This window comes from Nioella nitratireducens, assembly GCF_001879715.1.
Lineage (GTDB): Bacteria > Pseudomonadota > Alphaproteobacteria > Rhodobacterales > Rhodobacteraceae > Nioella > Nioella nitratireducens.
In genome coordinates, this window is the sequence record NZ_MNBW01000028.1 from 13,475 (window position 1) to 30,622 (window position 17,148).

At 63.4% G+C, this 17,148-nt stretch carries 19 protein-coding genes and 1 pseudogene; 11 read left to right on the forward strand and 9 right to left on the reverse strand.

Annotated features, from left to right (window positions below):
* Window positions 1-174: 174 nt before the first annotated feature.
* On the reverse strand, window positions 175-705 hold the full coding sequence (locus BKY27_RS18020) for an acyl-CoA thioesterase (protein WP_071675854.1): 531 nt from the start codon (window positions 703-705) through the stop codon (window positions 175-177).
* Between the two features lie 140 nt (window positions 706-845).
* Between BKY27_RS18020 and BKY27_RS18025 the strand changes: the two genes are divergently transcribed.
* Entirely contained in the window at window positions 846-1,133 is a 288-nt protein-coding gene (locus tag BKY27_RS18025) for a YggT family protein (protein ID WP_071675855.1), read from the forward strand.
* 22 nt (window positions 1,134-1,155) lie between these two features.
* Here BKY27_RS18025 and BKY27_RS18030 read toward each other — a convergent pair whose 3' ends face one another.
* A complete protein-coding gene (locus BKY27_RS18030) occupies window positions 1,156-1,512 on the reverse strand; it encodes a hypothetical protein (RefSeq protein WP_071675856.1) in 357 nt (118 codons plus the stop codon).
* 169 nt (window positions 1,513-1,681) lie between these two features.
* Between BKY27_RS18030 and BKY27_RS18035 the strand changes: the two genes are divergently transcribed.
* The 3 genes from BKY27_RS18035 (at window position 1,682) to BKY27_RS18045 (ending at window position 4,048) form a co-directional block, all read left to right on the forward strand.
* Window positions 1,682-2,398 carry a sulfotransferase-like domain-containing protein gene (locus BKY27_RS18035; RefSeq protein ID WP_071675857.1) on the forward strand — a complete coding sequence of 239 codons (717 nt, stop codon included), beginning with the start codon at window positions 1,682-1,684 and terminating at the stop codon, window positions 2,396-2,398.
* A 202-nt stretch (window positions 2,399-2,600) separates the two neighbouring features.
* Window positions 2,601-3,539: a Hint domain-containing protein gene (locus tag BKY27_RS18040; protein ID WP_084668028.1), complete on the forward strand. Its 939-nt coding sequence runs from the start codon at window positions 2,601-2,603 to the stop codon at window positions 3,537-3,539.
* A complete protein-coding gene (locus tag BKY27_RS18045) occupies window positions 3,536-4,048 on the forward strand; it encodes a toxin-activating lysine-acyltransferase (RefSeq protein WP_084668029.1) in 513 nt (170 codons plus the stop codon). The genes BKY27_RS18040 and BKY27_RS18045 overlap by 4 nt, the downstream gene beginning before the upstream one ends.
* On the opposite strand, the gene BKY27_RS18050 is transcribed toward BKY27_RS18045, so the two are convergent.
* Both BKY27_RS18050 and BKY27_RS18055 read right to left on the reverse strand, forming a co-directional pair.
* A complete protein-coding gene (locus BKY27_RS18050; RefSeq protein WP_071675859.1) occupies window positions 4,049-4,336 on the reverse strand; it encodes an SCP2 sterol-binding domain-containing protein in 288 nt (95 codons plus the stop codon).
* A gap of 77 nt (window positions 4,337-4,413) precedes the next feature.
* Window positions 4,414-5,640 carry an argininosuccinate synthase gene (locus BKY27_RS18055; RefSeq protein ID WP_071675860.1) on the reverse strand — a complete coding sequence of 409 codons (1,227 nt, stop codon included), beginning with the start codon at window positions 5,638-5,640 and terminating at the stop codon, window positions 4,414-4,416.
* A gap of 83 nt (window positions 5,641-5,723) precedes the next feature.
* On the opposite strand from BKY27_RS18055, the gene BKY27_RS18060 reads away from it, so the two are divergent.
* Entirely contained in the window at window positions 5,724-6,524 is an 801-nt protein-coding gene (locus BKY27_RS18060) for a hypothetical protein (RefSeq protein WP_146636296.1), read from the forward strand.
* A gap of 22 nt (window positions 6,525-6,546) precedes the next feature.
* Window positions 6,547-7,794 carry a threonine ammonia-lyase IlvA gene (ilvA, locus tag BKY27_RS18065; protein ID WP_071675862.1) on the forward strand — a complete coding sequence of 416 codons (1,248 nt, stop codon included), beginning with the start codon at window positions 6,547-6,549 and terminating at the stop codon, window positions 7,792-7,794.
* Between the two features lie 90 nt (window positions 7,795-7,884).
* Here the strand turns inward: ilvA and hemH are convergent, their stop codons facing one another.
* Together hemH and BKY27_RS18075 are read right to left on the reverse strand one after the other, a co-directional pair.
* Window positions 7,885-8,925: a ferrochelatase gene (gene hemH, locus BKY27_RS18070; protein ID WP_071675863.1), complete on the reverse strand. Its 1,041-nt coding sequence runs from the start codon at window positions 8,923-8,925 to the stop codon at window positions 7,885-7,887.
* Entirely contained in the window at window positions 8,922-9,794 is an 873-nt protein-coding gene (locus BKY27_RS18075) for a methyltransferase domain-containing protein (RefSeq protein ID WP_407668426.1), read from the reverse strand. The genes hemH and BKY27_RS18075 overlap by 4 nt, the downstream gene beginning before the upstream one ends.
* A gap of 24 nt (window positions 9,795-9,818) precedes the next feature.
* Between BKY27_RS18075 and BKY27_RS18080 the strand changes: the two genes are divergently transcribed.
* From BKY27_RS18080 to BKY27_RS18095, 4 genes are read left to right on the forward strand one after another with little or no spacing between them, the layout of a single operon-like run.
* Window positions 9,819-10,541, forward strand: coding sequence for a ComF family protein (locus BKY27_RS18080; RefSeq protein WP_071675864.1), 723 nt, complete (start codon window positions 9,819-9,821; stop codon window positions 10,539-10,541).
* Window positions 10,542-10,577: 36 nt separating this feature from the next.
* Window positions 10,578-10,835: a glutaredoxin 3 gene (gene grxC, locus BKY27_RS18085; protein ID WP_071675870.1), complete on the forward strand. Its 258-nt coding sequence runs from the start codon at window positions 10,578-10,580 to the stop codon at window positions 10,833-10,835.
* Window positions 10,835-11,668 carry a carbon-nitrogen hydrolase family protein gene (locus tag BKY27_RS18090; protein WP_071675865.1) on the forward strand — a complete coding sequence of 278 codons (834 nt, stop codon included), beginning with the start codon at window positions 10,835-10,837 and terminating at the stop codon, window positions 11,666-11,668. The genes grxC and BKY27_RS18090 overlap by 1 nt, the downstream gene beginning before the upstream one ends.
* On the forward strand, window positions 11,665-12,114 hold the full coding sequence (locus BKY27_RS18095) for a MarR family winged helix-turn-helix transcriptional regulator (RefSeq protein ID WP_071675866.1): 450 nt from the start codon (window positions 11,665-11,667) through the stop codon (window positions 12,112-12,114). The genes BKY27_RS18090 and BKY27_RS18095 overlap by 4 nt, the downstream gene beginning before the upstream one ends.
* A 110-nt stretch (window positions 12,115-12,224) precedes the next feature.
* Here the strand turns inward: BKY27_RS18095 and ubiG are convergent, their stop codons facing one another.
* Window positions 12,225-12,968, reverse strand: a complete 744-nt coding sequence (gene ubiG / locus BKY27_RS18100) for a bifunctional 2-polyprenyl-6-hydroxyphenol methylase/3-demethylubiquinol 3-O-methyltransferase UbiG (RefSeq protein ID WP_071675871.1) — start codon at window positions 12,966-12,968, stop codon at window positions 12,225-12,227.
* Window positions 12,969-13,041: 73 nt separating this feature from the next.
* On the opposite strand from ubiG, the gene pip reads away from it, so the two are divergent.
* Window positions 13,042-14,031 (forward strand): prolyl aminopeptidase, encoded by a 990-nt coding sequence (gene pip / locus BKY27_RS18105; protein ID WP_071675867.1) that lies wholly within the window; start codon window positions 13,042-13,044, stop codon window positions 14,029-14,031.
* A 7-nt stretch (window positions 14,032-14,038) separates the two neighbouring features.
* Here pip and BKY27_RS18110 read toward each other — a convergent pair whose 3' ends face one another.
* Together BKY27_RS18110 and BKY27_RS20015 are read right to left on the reverse strand one after the other, a co-directional pair.
* On the reverse strand, window positions 14,039-16,978 hold the full coding sequence (locus BKY27_RS18110; RefSeq protein ID WP_071675872.1) for an error-prone DNA polymerase: 2,940 nt from the start codon (window positions 16,976-16,978) through the stop codon (window positions 14,039-14,041).
* A gap of 57 nt (window positions 16,979-17,035) precedes the next feature.
* Window positions 17,036-17,148: pseudogene (locus tag BKY27_RS20015) on the reverse strand (IS481 family transposase); the annotation flags it as partial.

Below are 17,148 nucleotides of genomic sequence, written 5' to 3' on the forward strand. Positions count from 1 at the left end.
GCTGTCGCCCACAGGCAGAATTGAGGGATTGCAGGCATTTGGCAATGGAAAAGACCGGCGGCCACAGAACTGTCATCCCGGCGAAAGCGGGGCCCTCGCTGGCTGACCTTGCCGGGACATCAGCGTGCGCGGGGGTGACAGGTGCGTCCGGGTCCAAGCGATGCCAAATGCGGCTCAGCCTTCCGGCGGCCAGGGACGTTCCGCTTCGGCCTCGATCCACGCCTGAATCCAGCGCGGCATGTCCGGCGCGTCCAGCGACAGCCCCATTTCTTGCAACAGCTTGGCCGGGGGCACGATCCCGTCGCGGCTGATCACGGCCGAGCGATAGACGATCTGGTTGCAACAGGTTTCGCCCTTCCACATCGACTGTTCGAGATAGATGAACTTGTCGTCCCAGCCCACGGCGCGGCTGCGCATCTCGACCACCTCGAAGGTGCGAATGCGGGCCCGGTAACGCACCGAGGCCCCGGCCATCGTCAGCCCCCACCGCTTGCGCTTGAGCACATCCACCAGCCCGGTGCGGCGGGCCAGCGGTATACGGCCCAGATCATAGAAGGTCAGCGTGCGCCCATTGTTCAACTCCATCCACAGGTCGATGTCCCACGGCCAGCAGCGATGGCGGCTGACATGGGTGCCGGTCAGGGGCAGCGCTGGCGCGGTCCGGGTCACGGCCAATTGGTAGAACATGCGGATGACGGGATACATCGAAGGCCCCAAAGCTTGGAAAACGCGGCCCACTCACCGCGACGTGACGTGCGCGTCAAGGGCTTCGTGGCGTCACTCTCTTGCCATCGGGGGACGCACCACATACCTCAGGGCGGACCCAATCCAGCCGAGGCCCCTCCATGATCTCTCTGTTCCAAATCCTGCTGATGCTGATCAGCGTCGTGAAATTCGTCGTCATTGCCCATGTGATCATGAGCTGGCTGATCAATTTCGGCGTCCTCAACATGCACCAGCAACTGGTTGCGCAGATCTGGTACGGGCTGAATCAACTGCTCGCCCCGCTCTACCGCCCGATCCGGCGCATCCTGCCCGACATGGGCGGGCTGGACCTTGCGCCGTTGGTGGTGATCCTCGGGGTCTTTGCGCTGGAAACCGTCATTCGCAACAACGCGATGTATTTCCTCTGATCATCGGCAGCCGCCGGGAGAATCAGATCGCGACACCCGGCACATGATGCTCGGGCTGGACCCGCTGCTGCCCATGCTGTTGCGGGTCGCTCTGGTGATGCGGGACCACGATCACGCGGTGGTGCTGGATCGGCGGCAGGAAAAACGGAACCGGCACCGGATGGCGCACCATCACTCTCGGAATCACGAGGATTCGGGCCTGCGGTTTTGGCGCTGCCTCATCTGACATCACGGCCGGCATGATCCGGGGCACGTCGATTTCGGTGGCAACGCCGTCTGACTTGCCGACTGGCGGCAGCCCCTGAACCACGGCCCCTAGCAGGATCGCACAACTCAGGGCGGCAATCTTCAGGGTTCCGGCATGGCGAAAGGTCATCATGGCAAAGCTCCTGTTCTGTGCCGTTTTTCTCGCGCGCTGCGGATTGAATTTCAACGCAAGACCGTGTGAGGTCACGAGAGCTTGAACAAGCTTGCCGCCGCCAAAACCGCCGCTCTGTCTGTACGGGGGGTGCACAGGGGGTGTACGTGGGGTGTACGGAGGGTGATCCATGAAAATCGCGATGTGGTCCGGGCCACGAAATCTGTCGACGGCGATGATGTATGCCTTCGGGAACCGCCCCGATTGCGCCGTGGTGGATGAACCTTTTTACGCGGCCTACCTTGCGAAAACGGGCCTCGATCACCCGATGCGCCGCGAAATTCTGACCGCGCAACCGCAGGACCCGGAACTTGTTGCACAGGCCTTGGCGGGACCGAACCCGGACGGAAAAGATCACTATTATCAAAAGCATATGACCCAGCACATGATCGAGGGCGTGCCCCGCGACTGGATGCAAAGCGCGGTCAATGTGTTCCTCATCCGCCACCCTGCGCGGGTCGTGGCCAGCTATGCCGCCAAGCGCGAAAACCCGACACTGGACGATATCGGCTTTCGTCAGCAGGCCGAGTTGTTCCACGAGGTGCGCGCCACAGGCGGGAACGCCGTGGTGATCGACAGCCACGACATCCGAGACAACCCTGGCGACATGCTGGAAAAGCTTTGCAATTCCATAGGCTTGCCGTTTTCCGAACAGATGCTGACATGGCCCGCAGGTGGCCACAAGGATGACGGGATCTGGGCCAGCCATTGGTATGGCGCGGTCTGGAACAGCACCGGTTTCGCTGGCGCCGAGGCCCCCCTGCCCGCGTTGGAGGGCGCGATGGCCGATCTGGCCTCGGAAGCGATGCCCTTCTACCGGGATCTGCGCGCCCACACACTGAAATAGCCAGTCGGTGAAACGTTCCGCCGAAAGACCCAGCCCAACAGATTGATCCGTTCCAGGCTCGCGCTCCGGCGCGGGCCTGTTTCATGCCCTGCCTCCAGATACCTGCGGGCCGCGATATGAAATCGTGGAAATACCGTGGCAGTCCATGTATAAAAGCGCCAACCAATACGTGCCAAAACGGCACAACGAGCAGTAGACAGTCATGGGTTACAATATCAACGAAGTGTCCGGCGCGACCACCGGCGGCCCCAGCCTGTGGACCCAGACGCTTGACCTCACGGACCCCGGCGCGACCATGGTCACCGGCGATTTCGACGCCGGTCCCACCAGTGGCGGCAGCAGCGGCGAGGCACCCGGCGGCTACAGTTTCTCGGGCCTCAGCAATCCCGGCTTCGGCACGCTTGTCACCAATAGTTCCACCGGGGAATACACCTTCCTTGTTGACCGCGGGGCTGTGATTGCCTCGAACTCGGATCAGGTTGTGTCATTCACCGTCACCGGATCGAACGGGTTTTTCTCGAATACCGACACCGTGGAAATTACGGTCCTCGTCTGCGTCGCGCGCGGCACGATGATCGACACGCCGAACGGGCCGCGTCCGGTCCAAGATATTGCGGTTGGCGATCTGGTGGCCACGCTAGACGGGCCCGCCAGACCCGTCCGTTGGATCGGGGCGCGCCGGGTCACGGCCGACGATCTAGACCAAGATCCCAGCCTGCGGCCTGTGCGCATCGGCAAGGGGGCGCTTGGCGCCAAAACCCCGTCTCGCGATCTGCTGGTCTCGCCACAGCATCGGATTTACCTGACCGACTGGCGAACCGAATTGCTGTTCGCGGAACCTCAAGTTCTGGTGCCGGCGAAAAGCCTGCTCAACGACCGCACCATCACACTGGCCCACGACGTGGACGAGGTGGAGTATTTTCACCTGCTGTTCGACACGCACGAGGTCATCTTTACCGAAGGTGCCCCGACCGAGAGCTTCTTTCCCGGCGATCATACCCTGTCCGCCTTCGACGAACAGGTGCGCGCTGAATTGCTGTCCCTCTTCCCTGATCTCTGCTCGGACAAAGGCTTCGGCCCCTCGGCCCGCCCCTCCCTGCGCCATTGGGAAGCGCGTGTTCTGACCGTGGACCAGACATGACCGGACAAGACATGACCGGGCGGACAATGCCGCCAAGCGAGATGCCCTCGCCCGACACGCTGCGCGTCTATGGCGACATGCTGTTTCTTGCGTTTCGCAGTCCACGCCACGCGCCCATGCCCATGGGCGTGCTGCGCACCTATCTGGAACCGGCGGTGGAGCTTGGCCAATACCGCCTGTTCCGCTTCGACGAGGTGCCGCGCGGCATGTTCACATGGGCGTATCTGAATGCCGCCGCCGAGGAAAAGCTGATCACAGGCGAGCCGCTCGCACCAGAAGACTGGCGGTCGGGCGAACGGATGTGGATCATCGACCTGATCGCGCCCTACAAAGGGCTGATGCGATCTATCGGGCGCTGGATGATGGAACGGGGCAATGTCAGCGAAACAGGCTTTAGCTTTCGCAGGGTCGAAGGAGAGAACCTGACACGGCGGATCGTGCAGGTGGATTTCACCGCCGACCGTCTGGCCCGTGTGCTGACGGACGAGCAGTTTCTGCGCGAGCGCTGATCACCCCTTGAGCAACTGGCTCAGCTTCATTGCCACGGCCGGATTGCCAGCGACCTTGAGCTTGCCCATCATCAGACCCGTCATCGGGTTCAGCCTACCCGCCAGAAGGTTCACCAGATTGTCCCGGCTCAGCGACAAGGTGCAGTCGGTCGCGCGATCCTCGGTCGTCGCGGTGCCGTCAGCCAGCACGATCACGCCGTCTTCGCCGCAATCGAATTTCAGCGAGCCATCAAAGCCCCGCCCGGTCAGCCCCGCACGGATGCGATCCGCGATATCGTCAAGCGCCATGCCCGTCCCCAAATGAAAAACCCGCCCAAGTTTTGGGCGGGTCCGGTCATTCGGGCAACGGTGACGTTGCAGGAGCTTCAGCCTTTCAGGCGGCGGTTCCGCATCGCGATCAGGCGCAGGCGCAGGGCCTGAAGCTGGATAAAGCCCGCCGCGTCCTTTTGATCGTAGGCTCCGGCGTCATCCTCGAACGTCACATGCTCTTCGGAATAGAGCGAGTGATCGGACCAGCGACCGACGCAGCGCGCCAGACCTTTGTAAAGCTTCAGCCGGACGGTGCCGGTCACATGTTCTTGCGACTTGTCGATGGCCGCTTGCAACATCTCGCGTTCGGGGCTGTACCAGAAACCGTTATAGATCAGCTCCGCATATTGCGGCATCAGCTGGTCCTTCAGGTGCATCGCACCGCGGTCCATGGTGATCGACTCAATGCCGCGATGCGCCTCCAGCAGCAGGGTGCCACCCGGCGTTTCATAGATGCCGCGCGACTTCATGCCGACAAAACGCCCCTCGACCAGATCGAGCCGCCCACAGCCATGTTTGCCACCGAGTTCATTCAGCTTGGTCAGCATCTCGGCCGGGGTCACGGCCTGACCGTTGATGGACACGGCGTCGCCCTTGTCAAACCCGATCTCGACGTATTCGGGTTCGTTCGGGGCATCCTCGGGGTGAACCGTGCGCTGATAGACGTAGTCGGGCGCGTCGATGGCCGGGTCTTCCAGAACCTTGCCCTCGGACGAGGTGTGCAGAAGGTTCGCATCGACCGAGAACGGTGCCTCGCCGCGCTTGTCCTTGGCGATCGGGATCTGGTTCTTCTCGGCGAAGTCCAGCAGCTTGGTGCGGCTGGTCAGGTCCCATTCCCGCCACGGCGCGATCACCTTGATATCGGGGTTCAGCGCATAGGCCGACAGTTCGAAGCGCACCTGGTCATTGCCCTTGCCGGTCGCGCCATGCGCCACTGCATCGGCGCCGGTTTCTTCGGCGATTTCGATCAGGCGCTTGGAAATCAGCGGCCGAGCGATCGAGGTGCCGAGCAAATACAGCCCTTCGTACTGCGCGTTGGCGCGGAACATCGGATTGACGAAGTCGCGGACAAATTCCTCGCGCACATCCTCGATATAGATGTTTTCCGGCTTGATCCCCAGCATGATCGCCTTTTCGCGCGCCGGTTCCAGTTCCTCGCCCTGGCCCAGATCGGCGGTGAAGGTCACCACTTCGCAGCCATATTCCGTCTGCAACCACTTGAGGATGATCGAGGTATCGAGACCGCCGGAATAGGCGAGAACGACTTTCTTTGGCGCAGACATGAGCGAAATCTCCGGGAATTCGATTGACCGGGGCGGCGATACCGGGTTTTCAGGGGGGAAGCAAGACAAGCGGAGTTGAGACAATGGACTACGGGTATCGAATGCTGCGCCATGTCGTGCGTCAGGTCTTTGGCAATCTTGGGCAGGCCGCGCGGCTGACCTTGCTGCTGACCTTTCTGCCCATGGCCCTGATGCTGCTCTATTTCCTGAATGCCGGCCTGGATATGAGCGGCATGGGCTCGATGGGCGGTATGCAGAACACCGGCACCATGGACCCCGCGACCATGCCCAATGTGAATGCCGGGACGGCCTTCCTCGTGGTTTTGGCTGGCATCGTGGTCAGCGCTGTCACCTATTGCTGGGCCGCAGTCGGCTGGCATCGTTTTATCCTGCTTGAAGAATATGGGAACGGGATCTTGCCGCAATGGCACGGACCGCTGGTCATGTCCTATATCGGTCGGGCGATCCTGATCGGGATCGTCGTCTTCCTGATTGCCCTGTTGTCGATGTTTGCCCTCGGGATGGTGATGTTTGCCGTTCGCTCCATGGTGCTGCTGACACTTGTCGCGGCCGCGTGGACCATGGGCCTGTCCTGGGTGATTACCCGGATCGGGCTGATCCTGCCCGCCGCGGCGCTTGGCCGCCCGATGACCATCCGCGAAAGCTGGGAAGCGACCAAGCCCGTCTCGGGCGATCTGCTGGTGCCGCTCTTTTTCATTGCGGTGGCCGTCACCGTCGCCAACCAGATCGTCGCCGCGCTCTTCGCGGGCAGTGCGCTCGCCATGATCCCGTTGGCGATCCTTTACTGGTTGCAGGTGCTGCTGAACCTGTCGCTGATGACAACGCTCTTCGGCACCCAGATCGAAGGCCGACAGCTGAGCTGAGCCCCTCCGAAAGGACACCAGCATGACAGATTTCGCTGACAAGGCCCGCGCCGCCGCCGAGGCGATGCGGGCACTGTTTCCGGCGACGCCGCTGTTGCGCAACGCGTTCCTGTCCGAGCGCTACGGCGCCGATATCTGGCTGAAACGCGAAGACCTGTCGCCGGTGCGCAGCTACAAGATCCGCGGCGCCTTCAACGCGATGACCAAGCGTTTGGCAGAAGACCCCGAGCGTACGCTTTTCGTCTGTGCAAGCGCGGGCAACCACGCGCAGGGCGTGGCCTTCGTCTGCCGTCATTTCGGGGTGCGCGGCTCGATCTTCATGCCGGTCACGACGCCGCGCCAGAAGATCGACAAGACGCGGGCCTTTGGCGGTGATGCGATCGACATCCATCTGGTCGGCGACTATTTTGACGACACGCTGGCCGCCGCGCAGGACTATTGCAAGGCATCCGGCGGCGCGTTCCTGTCGCCCTTCGATGACCCGGACGTGATGGAAGGGCAGGCCTCGGTCGCGGTCGAGATGATGGAACAGTTGGGCTACGCGCCCGACCGCCTGATCCTGCCCGTAGGCGGGGGCGGGCTGTCGTCGGGCATCCTGTCCTACCTCAAGGCCGAGGGCGTGGGCACCCGCGTCAAGCTGGTCGAGCCGTTGGGCGGTGCCAGCCTCGCCGCCGCGCTCAAGGCCGGGCATCCTGTGACGCTGCCGACGGTGGACAATTTCGTCGACGGGGCCGCCGTGGCCCGCATCGGGGCCGCCCCGTTCGAGGTGCTCGCCAGCACCGATCCGGGCGACGTGCTGGCCGCGCCGGAAAACCGCATCTGCGTGACCATCTCCGAGATGCTGAATGTCGAGGGGATCGTGCTGGAACCGGCGGGTGCGCTCGCCATTGACGCGTTGCAGGATCTGGGCGCCGCCCTGCGCGGGCAGACCGTGGTCTGCGTCACCTCGGGCGGCAATTTCGATTTCGAGCGTTTGCCCGAGGTCAAGGAACGCGCGATGCGGTTTCAGGGCCTCAAGAAATATTTCATCCTGCGTTTGCCGCAGCGCCCCGGTGCGCTCAAGGATTTCCTCGGCCTGCTCGGCCCCGGTGACGACATCGCCCGATTCGAATACCTCAAGAAATCCGCTCGCAATTTCGGGTCGGTCCTGATCGGGATCGAGGCCCGCGAGGCCGGGGATTTCGATGCCCTCTTCACCCGGATGGAGCAGCGCGGCTTTGCCTATCGCGACATCACGGACGATGAAGTTCTGGCCCAGTTCCTGATCTGATCCCTTCTTCTTTGTGAAAATACTCCGGGGAGCGCGAGGGGCAGCGCCCCTCGCACGGATCGCCGCCGAAGGCGGCGAAATCGGCTGTCGTCAAATCCACCCGCCAAGATTCTCGTCGATCACATCCGCCAGCGCGGCGATATGCGCCGCCTCGTCATTGAGGCAGGGAATGTAAGTGAACTCCTCGCCGCCCGCGTCCTCGAAGCTTTCCTTGATCTCTTCGTTGATCTCTTCCAGCGTTTCGATGCAGTCGGCGCTAAAGGCGGGCGCGATGACGGCAATGCGCTTTTTTCCGGCTTCGGCCAGCCGCGCGACCTCTTCCACCGTGTAGGGTTTCAGCCATTCCTCGGGGCCGAATTTCGACTGGAAGGTCGTGACAATCTGGCTTTTGTCCCAGCCCAACCGTTCGCGCAGCAGGCGCGTCGTTTTCTGGCACTGGCAATGATAGGGGTCGCCCTGCATCAGGTAACGTTCGGGCATCCCGTGGTAGGACGCGACCAGCACATCCGGCTTGGTGTCCATCGCGCCATAGGCGCGTTCCACCGACTGCGCCAGCGCATCGACATAGGCGGGGTGGTTGAAATAGGCTGGCAGAGTGCGGACAGACGGCTGCCACGCCTCTTCCATCAACGCGCGGAAGAACTGGTCATTCGCCGTGGCGGACGTCGCGCCGGCATAGTGCGGATAAAGCGGCACGAACAGGATCTTGTCACATCCGGCCTCGACCATGGCACGCACCTTCGATTTGGTCGACGGGTTGCCGTAGCGCATGCAGAAATCCACCATCACACGGTCGCCGTGGCGGTCCTTCATCGCGGCCACCATCTTGGCGGTCTGGTCCTTGGTGATGGTCATCAGCGGGCTTTCGCCCTTGTCGTGGTTCCAGATCGACTTGTAGGCCGCGCCGGAACTGAACGGACGCTTGGTCAGGATGATCCCTTGCAGGATCGGCTGCCATTTCCACGCCGGGTAGTCGATGACGCGCCGGTCGGACAGAAATTCATTCAGGTACCGGCGCATCGGCCAATAGCTGTAATCGTCCGGCGTGCCGAGATTGGCGAGCAGAACCCCGATCTTGCCGAATTTGACGGGCGGGTGATCTGCGGGGGCGTGCGGCAGTGCTTGGGTCATTCCTGGCTTCTTTTCGTTGCGTCCGGAAGGGGCCGGGCTGTGTCATCGAATTCGGTGGTGTTTAGCGCTTCGGCCAGTCGGGCGGCAGCCGATCCGGGGCGCAGGGGTTTTTGCTGGCTTTCATGCGGGCTCCAACCCGTCAGGAAGACCAGTTCGAAGCTCGCCGCGATCCGCCCATCCTCGGCGGGGTAGTTTTCGGCGTAGATCTGGGCCGCGCGGGCAAACAGGGCGCGCGGCGGCGGGGCCCTGTGGCGGGCGGCCAGGGCATTTGTCTCGCCCATGGCGCGAAGGTCACGCAGCAGGTGAAACATCGTCTGATAGGTCACCCGGCGCGGCAGACGGTCGGCCACGGGCAGCGACAGCCCCGCCCGGCCAAGCAAACCGCCAAGGTCACGGATTTCGCCCATCGGGGCGACACGCGGGGACAGGCCCCCCATAACTTCGGTTTCCGCCTGTGCCAGGACGGCGCGCAGTTCGCTCAGAGTCTCGCCGCCCAACATCACCACCATCAACAACCCATCGGGCCGCAAGGCGCGGCGGCATTGAACCAATTGACCCACCGGGTCTTCGGCCCAATGCAGCCCCATGACGTGACACACCAGATCATGCGCCCCCGGCGCCAGATCCAGCACCTCTGCATCCCGCACCAGCCGTGCCTTGGGCAGAAAATCCCGCCACAGGTCGGGAAATGGGGTTATGACTGCCGGATCTGTAAACGACCTGTTAACATCGAGCAGTCTTTCCTGAAGCTCGAAGCGGGCTTCATCATGCAGGAAACCGGCCCGGTCCAACCGCGCGCGGGCGCGGTGGCGGGCAAGGGCCTGCTGATCCACAAGGACAGGCCGGGTCATGTCTGTTTTCTCGGTCATCTGGCGTCAACCTAGGGGGCAGGAATGAAATTGCAAACGGCAGTGAATGCGGTGTTTCCGCCCGATTGCGTGTGCTGCGGCGCGCCCGTGGAAACCGGGTTCGGTCTCTGCGCCTCTTGCTGGAGCGATACGCCCTTCATCACCGGCCCCTGTTGCGATCAATGCGGCACGCCCCTGCCCGGCTCAGACCCGGAAGAAGGGCTGCGCTGCGACGACTGCCTCAGCATCGCCCGGCCCTGGGACAAGGGGCGCGCCGTCTTCACATATTCCGGCAACGGGCGAAAGATGGTTCTGGCGCTGAAACACGGCGATCAACCCGCAATCGCCAAGGCCGCGGGCAAATGGATGGCGGCACGGGTCGGGCCGCTGATCACGGACAACACCCTGATCCTGCCGATCCCGCTGCACTGGCGGCGACTGTTTAAGCGGCGTGTGAACCAATCGGCGCTGCTGGCGCAGGCCCTTGCGAACGAGACGCAGGCCTTCATGGCGCCCGATGCCCTGAAGCGTGTGCGCAGGACGGCTTCGCAGGATGGCAAGGGACGAGACGACCGGTTTGCGAACCTGCGGGATGCCATTCACCCACACCCGCGCCGCGGGCATATCCTGATGGGCCGCGACATCCTGCTGGTGGACGATGTGATGACGTCGGGCGCGACCTTTTGCGCCGCCGCGCAGGCCTGTCTGGATGCCGGGGCCGAAAACGTTCGTGTGATGGCACTGGCACGCGTGGCAAAAGATACCTAATTGATGGCGGATTGGGATTTTTCGGGACAGAAGACGATGCAAGCGATTGAAATCTACACCTCGCCGCTCTGCGGGTATTGCCACGCAGCCAAACGAATGCTGGCCGACAAGGGTGTCAGCTTTACCGAATATGACGTGGCGCGTGCCCCTGACAAACGGCAGGAAATGCTGAGCCGCGCCAATGGTCGCCACACGGTGCCGCAGATTTTCATCGGTGAGACCCATGTAGGCGGCTACGACGATATGGCCGCGCTGGAGCGGTCGGGCAAGCTCGACCCGCTGCTGCAAGGCTGATGCGGGCGGCGCTCCTGCAAATGTGTTCCTCGGATCGACCCGAGGACAACCTCGATACGGTTCTGGCAGCGATCAACGAGGCCAAGGCCGCCGGGGCAGAGATGTTGCTGACGCCCGAAGTGACGAACTGCGTTTCGCAAAGCCGCACCCACCAACGCGAGGTTCTGCGCCATCAGGACGACGATCCCCTGCTCCACGCGGTGCGCGATGCCGCCGCAGCGCGGGGAATGTGGGTTCTGCTCGGCTCGCTCGCCATCAAGACCACCGATGCGGACGGGCGCTTTGCCAACCGGTCCTTTCTGATTTCCGATCAGGGGGACATCGCCGGTTGGTATGACAAGATCCACATGTTCGATGTGCAGGTGTCCGAGACCGAGACGTTCCGCGAATCCGCAGGCTACCGTCCCGGCGACAGGGCCGTGGTTGTCGAAACGGCCTTGGCCCGCGTCGGCCTGACGATCTGCTATGACATGCGGTTCGCCTCTCTCTACCGCGATCTGGCGCAGGCAGGGGCGCAGGTTCTGACGGTTCCCGCCGCCTTTTCCCCGATCACCGGCACGGCGCATTGGGAAAGCCTGCTGCGCGCGCGCGCCATCGAGACCGGCTGTTTCGTGGTCGCCCCTGCGCAAACCGGCAATCATGCGGTCAGCATGGGCAAGCCCCGCCAGACCCACGGACACAGCCTTGTCGTGGCCCCGTGGGGCGAGGTTCTGCTGGACGCAGGGACCGCACCGGGGCTTCATGTCATTGACCTGAACCTGAAAGAGGTGGACAAGGCGCGGGGGCGTGTGCCCTCTCTGCGGCATGACCGCCCTTACACCTTGGTGACATGAGCACGAACGACGATCCTCTCGCCATCGCCCTGTTCTCAGAGCTATTCATGGCCGACCAGCTGGCTCGGACGCTGTTGTCCAAGGCTCTTCCCAAGGGAATGGAGCTGAGCCATTTCGCCGTGCTCAACCATCTGGCCCGCTCGAACGAGGAACGCAGCCCGGCGCAACTGGCACGGCTGTTTCACGTCACGCGGGGGGCAATGACCAACACGCTCAACCGTCTGGAGATTGCCGGCCACGTGCATATCCGCCCCGATTGGGACGACGCACGGCGCAAATTCGTGGCAATCAGCCCCTCAGGCCGCGCCGCCCGTGATGCCGCCTTGCAGTCTATCGCCCCGATCCTGAGCCGCACGGTTCAAGAAATCGGCGCCGACCGGGTGCGCGCGACCCTGCCCGTGATCCGCGAGATGCGGATCGAGCTGGAACTGGCGCAGAGCAGCTAGTGTTCCCCGCCCGACGCTGCGCATTGCGGCCGCTGTTTCCCGCAGGACGCATGGCGACAAAATGTTCAGGACAAGTATCTTGCGCCGGGTGGAGAGAACCTAGGCGCCGGTCAACGCTTCACGCTCGCCGTCACGTAGTTTACGCTCAGGTCGCGGTCCGAGATCGACCACTGCCAGCTGATCGGATTGAAGACGTAACCCTTGCGATCCACCGGATCGAGTCCCGCCTTGGCGATCAGATCAAACAGCTCTTGCGGCGTGATGAACTTTTGCCAGTCATGGGTGCCCTTGGGCAGCCAGCGCATCACGTATTCCGCGCCGACGATGGCCATGGCAAAGCTCTTGGGGTTGCGGTTGATGGTCGAACACAGCATCAGCCCGCCCGGTTTCAGCAATTGCTGGCACGCAGTCAGATAGGCCAGCGGATCGGCCACGTGTTCGACCACTTCCATGTTCAGCACCACGTCGAACTGTTCGCCCGCCGCTGCCATCGCCTCGGCGGTGGTGTGGCGATAGTCGATCTCCAGCCCCGATTGCTCGGCATGAATTTGCGCCACGGGGATATTGCGCTCGGCCGCGTCGGCCCCGACGACCGTTGCCCCCAGCCGCGCCATCGGTTCCGACAGCAACCCGCCGCCACAACCGATGTCGAGGATGCGCAGCCCCTCAAACGGTCGGTCATCGTGCAAATCGCGCCCGTATTCGGCGGCGATCTGGCTGGTGATATAGTCCAGCCGCACCGGGTTCATCATGTGGAGCGGTTCGAACTTTCCCTTTGGGTCCCACCACTCTGCGGCCATGGCCTCGAACTTGGCGATTTCGGCGTCGTCAACGGTATTCGCCGCGCTGTTCATGGACATCCCTTTCCGATCTTGTCATCGTAGCGGGGTATAGCAGGCCCGCATGATGGGTCTATATAGGGGATTCATGGACAAATTCTCCGGCCAAAAGCGCGCAGGCGCCATGCTCTACCCGCCGATCGACCCCTTCGATCAACGGATGCTGGACGTGGGCGACGGACACCAGATTTACGTTGAACAATGCGGCAACCCCAAGGGCGCACCGGTGGTGGTGCTGCATGGCGGACCGGGCGGCGGATGCAGCCCGGCGATGCGGCGCTACTTCGACCCCGAGGTCTGGCGCGTGATCCTGTTCGATCAGCGTGGCTGCGGGCGGTCGCGGCCCCACGCGTCGACCGAAAACAACACGACATGGCATCTGGTCGCCGATATCGAGCGTATCCGGGCCGCGCTGGATATTGACCGGTGGGCCGTATTCGGCGGCAGCTGGGGCGCGACGCTGGCCCTTGTCTACGCGGAAACCCACCCCGAGGCGGCTGCCTTCCTTGCGCTGCGCGGCGTGTTTCTTGCCACCCAACGAGAGCTGGACTGGTTTTACGGCGGCGGCGCGTCGCAGTTCTGGCCCGACCAATGGGCGCGCTTCTCCAAGCTCGTGCCCGAGGCCGAACGCGGCGACATGATCGCGGCCTATAACCGGCGCCTGTTTTCCGGGGATGTGAAGCAGGAAACCCGCTATGCGCGAGCGTGGGCGGCATGGGAAAATTCGCTGGCCTCGGTCGAGAGCGACGGCAATCCGGGGGAAACGCCGGCGGACTATGCGCGCGCCTTTGCCCGGCTGGAAAACCACTACTTCGTCAACAAGGGGTTTCTGGAGGCCGACGGCCAGATCCTGCGCGACCTGCACAAGATCGACCATGTTCCCGGTGTGATCGTGCAAGGCCGCTACGACATGATCTGCCCCCCGAAATCGGCCCATGACCTCGCCTCGGGCTGGCGGTCGGGGCGTCTGCACATGGTGCGCGCGGCGGGCCATGCCCTGTCGGAACCGGGGATCAGCTTTGAACTGGTGCGAGTGATGCGTCTGGTGGGTCAGAACCGCGGAACTTACGGGCTGTAGGGGCAGGTCACTCCTCGATCCTGAGAGCCTCATCGTGACGGGGCGAAGAGCCTCCAGTGGAGGGGAGGAGCCACCCCGGACTCAACCGATGCCGGATCAGCGCCACCGGGTGCGTGCGCAGGGTCAGCCGCATCGAGACGTAATCCTCGACCACCTGCTCGCCCTCCGTCATCTCGGGCAGGGTGACTTGCGGCTCGTCGATCGCCTCGCCATCCATGTCGCCGGTGAACAGTGGCAGCGGTTCCGCCGGGGTCAGCGCCTTGGCCGCCCACAGCGCATCGCGCCGCGACAGGCCGAGCGAGGCGAAGGCGTCGGCCTCTGCCAGAACGGCCAGCGCACGGGCGGGCATCCCGGCCCGCCGCCACACATCCTCGACCGCGCGATACCCGTTGCCGCGCGCCGCGACCAACCACTGCGCGTCTTCCTCGCGCATCGCCTTGACCTGCCTAAACCCGAGCCGCAGTGCCAGACCGCCCCGACCGTCCGGCTCCATCACGTTGTCCCACTGGCTTTCGTTGATATCGACGGGCCGCACCTCGACCCCGTGGTCACGCGCGTCCCGCACGATCTGCGCAGGTGCGTAAAACCCCATCGGCTGCGCATTCAGCAGCGCGCAGGCGAAGATGCCGGGGTGATGGTGCTTCAGCCAGCTCGACGCATAGACCAGCAACGCAAAGCTTGCTGCGTGGCTTTCGGGGAAACCGTAGCTGCCAAACCCCTCGATCTGGGAAAAGCACCGCTCGGCGAAATCGCGGTCATAGCCGCGCGCCAGCATCCCCGAAACGAAGCGGTGATGAAAATCCGAGACATTTCCGTGTTTCTTGAACGTCGCCAGCGACCGCCGCAACCGATCCGCCTCATCCGGGGTAAAGCCCGCGCCGATGATGGCGATCTGCATCGCCTGTTCCTGAAACAGCGGCACGCCGAGAGTCTTGCCCAGAACCTCGCCCAACTCGTCCGAGGGGAAACTGACGACCTCCTCGCCGTTCCGGCGGCGAATGAACGGGTGCACCATGTCGCCTTGAATCGGGCCGGGGCGGATGATGGCGACCTGAATGACGAGGTCATAGAAACAGCGCGGCCGCATCCGGGGCAAGAAGTTCATCTGCGCCCGGCTTTCCACCTGAAACACGCCAAGGCTGTCGGCCTTGCACAGCATGTCGTAGACCGCCGGGTCTTCGGGCGGCAGGGTGGCCAGCGTGTACCGGATGCGGTGGTGCTGATCGAGCAGGTCGAACGCCTTGCGGATGCAGGTCAGCATGCCAAGCGCCAGCACATCCACCTTGAGGATGCCGAGCGCGTCGATATCGTCCTTGTCCCAACAGATGACGGTGCGGTCCTCCATCGTCGCGTTCTCGATCGGCACCAGTTCATCCAGCCGCCCCTCGGTCACGATAAAGCCGCCGACATGCTGGCTAAGGTGCCGGGGAAAACCCTGTATCTCCTGCACCAGCGCCATGGTCTGCGCCAGCCGCCGGTCGGTGGGGTCGAGGCCAAGCTCGCGGATACGCTGCGCCTCCATGCCCTTTGATCCGCCCCAGCCCCAGATCTGCGAGGACAGCGCGCCAAGCATGTCTTCACTCAGCCCCATGGCGCGGCCTACCTCGCGCACCGCCCGCTTGCCGCGATAATGGATCACCGTGGCGCACAGCCCGGCACGGTGGCGGCCATAGCGTTCATAGATATGCTGGATCACCTCTTCGCGCCGCTCATGCTCGAAATCCACGTCGATGTCAGGCGGCTCGTCGCGGGCTTCGGAAACAAAGCGCTCGAACACCATGGTGCCGATTTCCGGGCTGACGCTGGTGACGCCAAGGCAATAGCAGGTAATGGAATTGGCCGCCGAGCCGCGCCCTTGGCACAGGATGCCGCGGGACCGGGCGAATTGCACGATGTCATGGACGGTCAGGAAATAAGGCTCATACCCCAGCTTGGCGATCAGTTGCAGTTCATGCGCCAGCATCTTGCGGGCCTTGTCAGGCGCGCCGCCGGGATAGCGCCATGCCAGCCCCTCCTGCGCCAGCCGGGTCAGGCGCTCTGACGCCGTTTCCCCCTCGGCGATTTCAGAGGGGTATTCATAGCGCAACTCGCTGATCTCGAACCGGCAGCGGGCGGCAAGTTTAGTCGTGCGGTCCACGGCATCCTCGAACCCCGCGAAGATGCGGCGGATCTCGGCCTCGTTGCGCAGACGCTGTTCGCCATTGGCCTGCGCGTTCCGTCCCAGTTCCTCCACTCGGCACCCCTGACGGATGCAGGTCAGCACATCGGTCAACCGGCGGCGACGCCCATGATGCATCAGCGGCGCGGCAGAGGCGACGGTGGGAATGCCCAGTTGCGCTGCCATATCCGAGAGCTGCTGGAACCGCAGTTGGTCATGCCCGTCATAGGCCGGGGCCATCAACAGGTGGCAAGCGGAACCAAGGCGGCGCGTCACCTCTCGCGCCAGCGGCCACCATTGGCCCCGCCCCTCCGGCGGACCGTGGAGAAGCAGCTCAAGCCCCTCGGCAAAGGCCCACAGGTCGGACAGGCCCAGATCGCAGCGGCCCTTGGCCGTGCGCAACCGCCCGGCGGACAGCATCCGGCAGAGGTTACCCCACCCGCGCCGGTCGCGCGGCAGGGCGGTCAGCGTGATCCCTTCCCGAAACACCAACCGGGCCGCAGGCAGCAGGCGCGGCAGGTTGGCGATTGGCGCGCGCGGCGGATCGGGCAGGTGATCGGGCTTGGGCGGGCCGATGGGGTCGGCATCCGCCGCCTGCCGCACCGCGATCAGGCGCTTGATCTCTTTCAGTTCCGACCAGGCCCGCACGATCCCAGCAACCGAGTTTTCATCGGCAATCGCCAACGCCTCCAGCCCCAGCAGGGCCGCGCGACCGGCGTATTCCTCGGGGTGAGAGCCACCGGTCAGGAACGTGAAGTTGGAGGTGATGGAGAGCTCGGCGAATCCCATGATGCCGGGCACCATATTCACTTTTTGTTCTCATTTGGAGTCCCGTAATCCGCACGTCTAGTTGTGGAACGTCAACAGGTTGTTCCGATCCAGTCCTAATCGGCTGATTGGTGGTTTTGACTTTAGCGCCGAGTGCGGACGGTGCCAATTGTAGAGATGCGTCCATACGG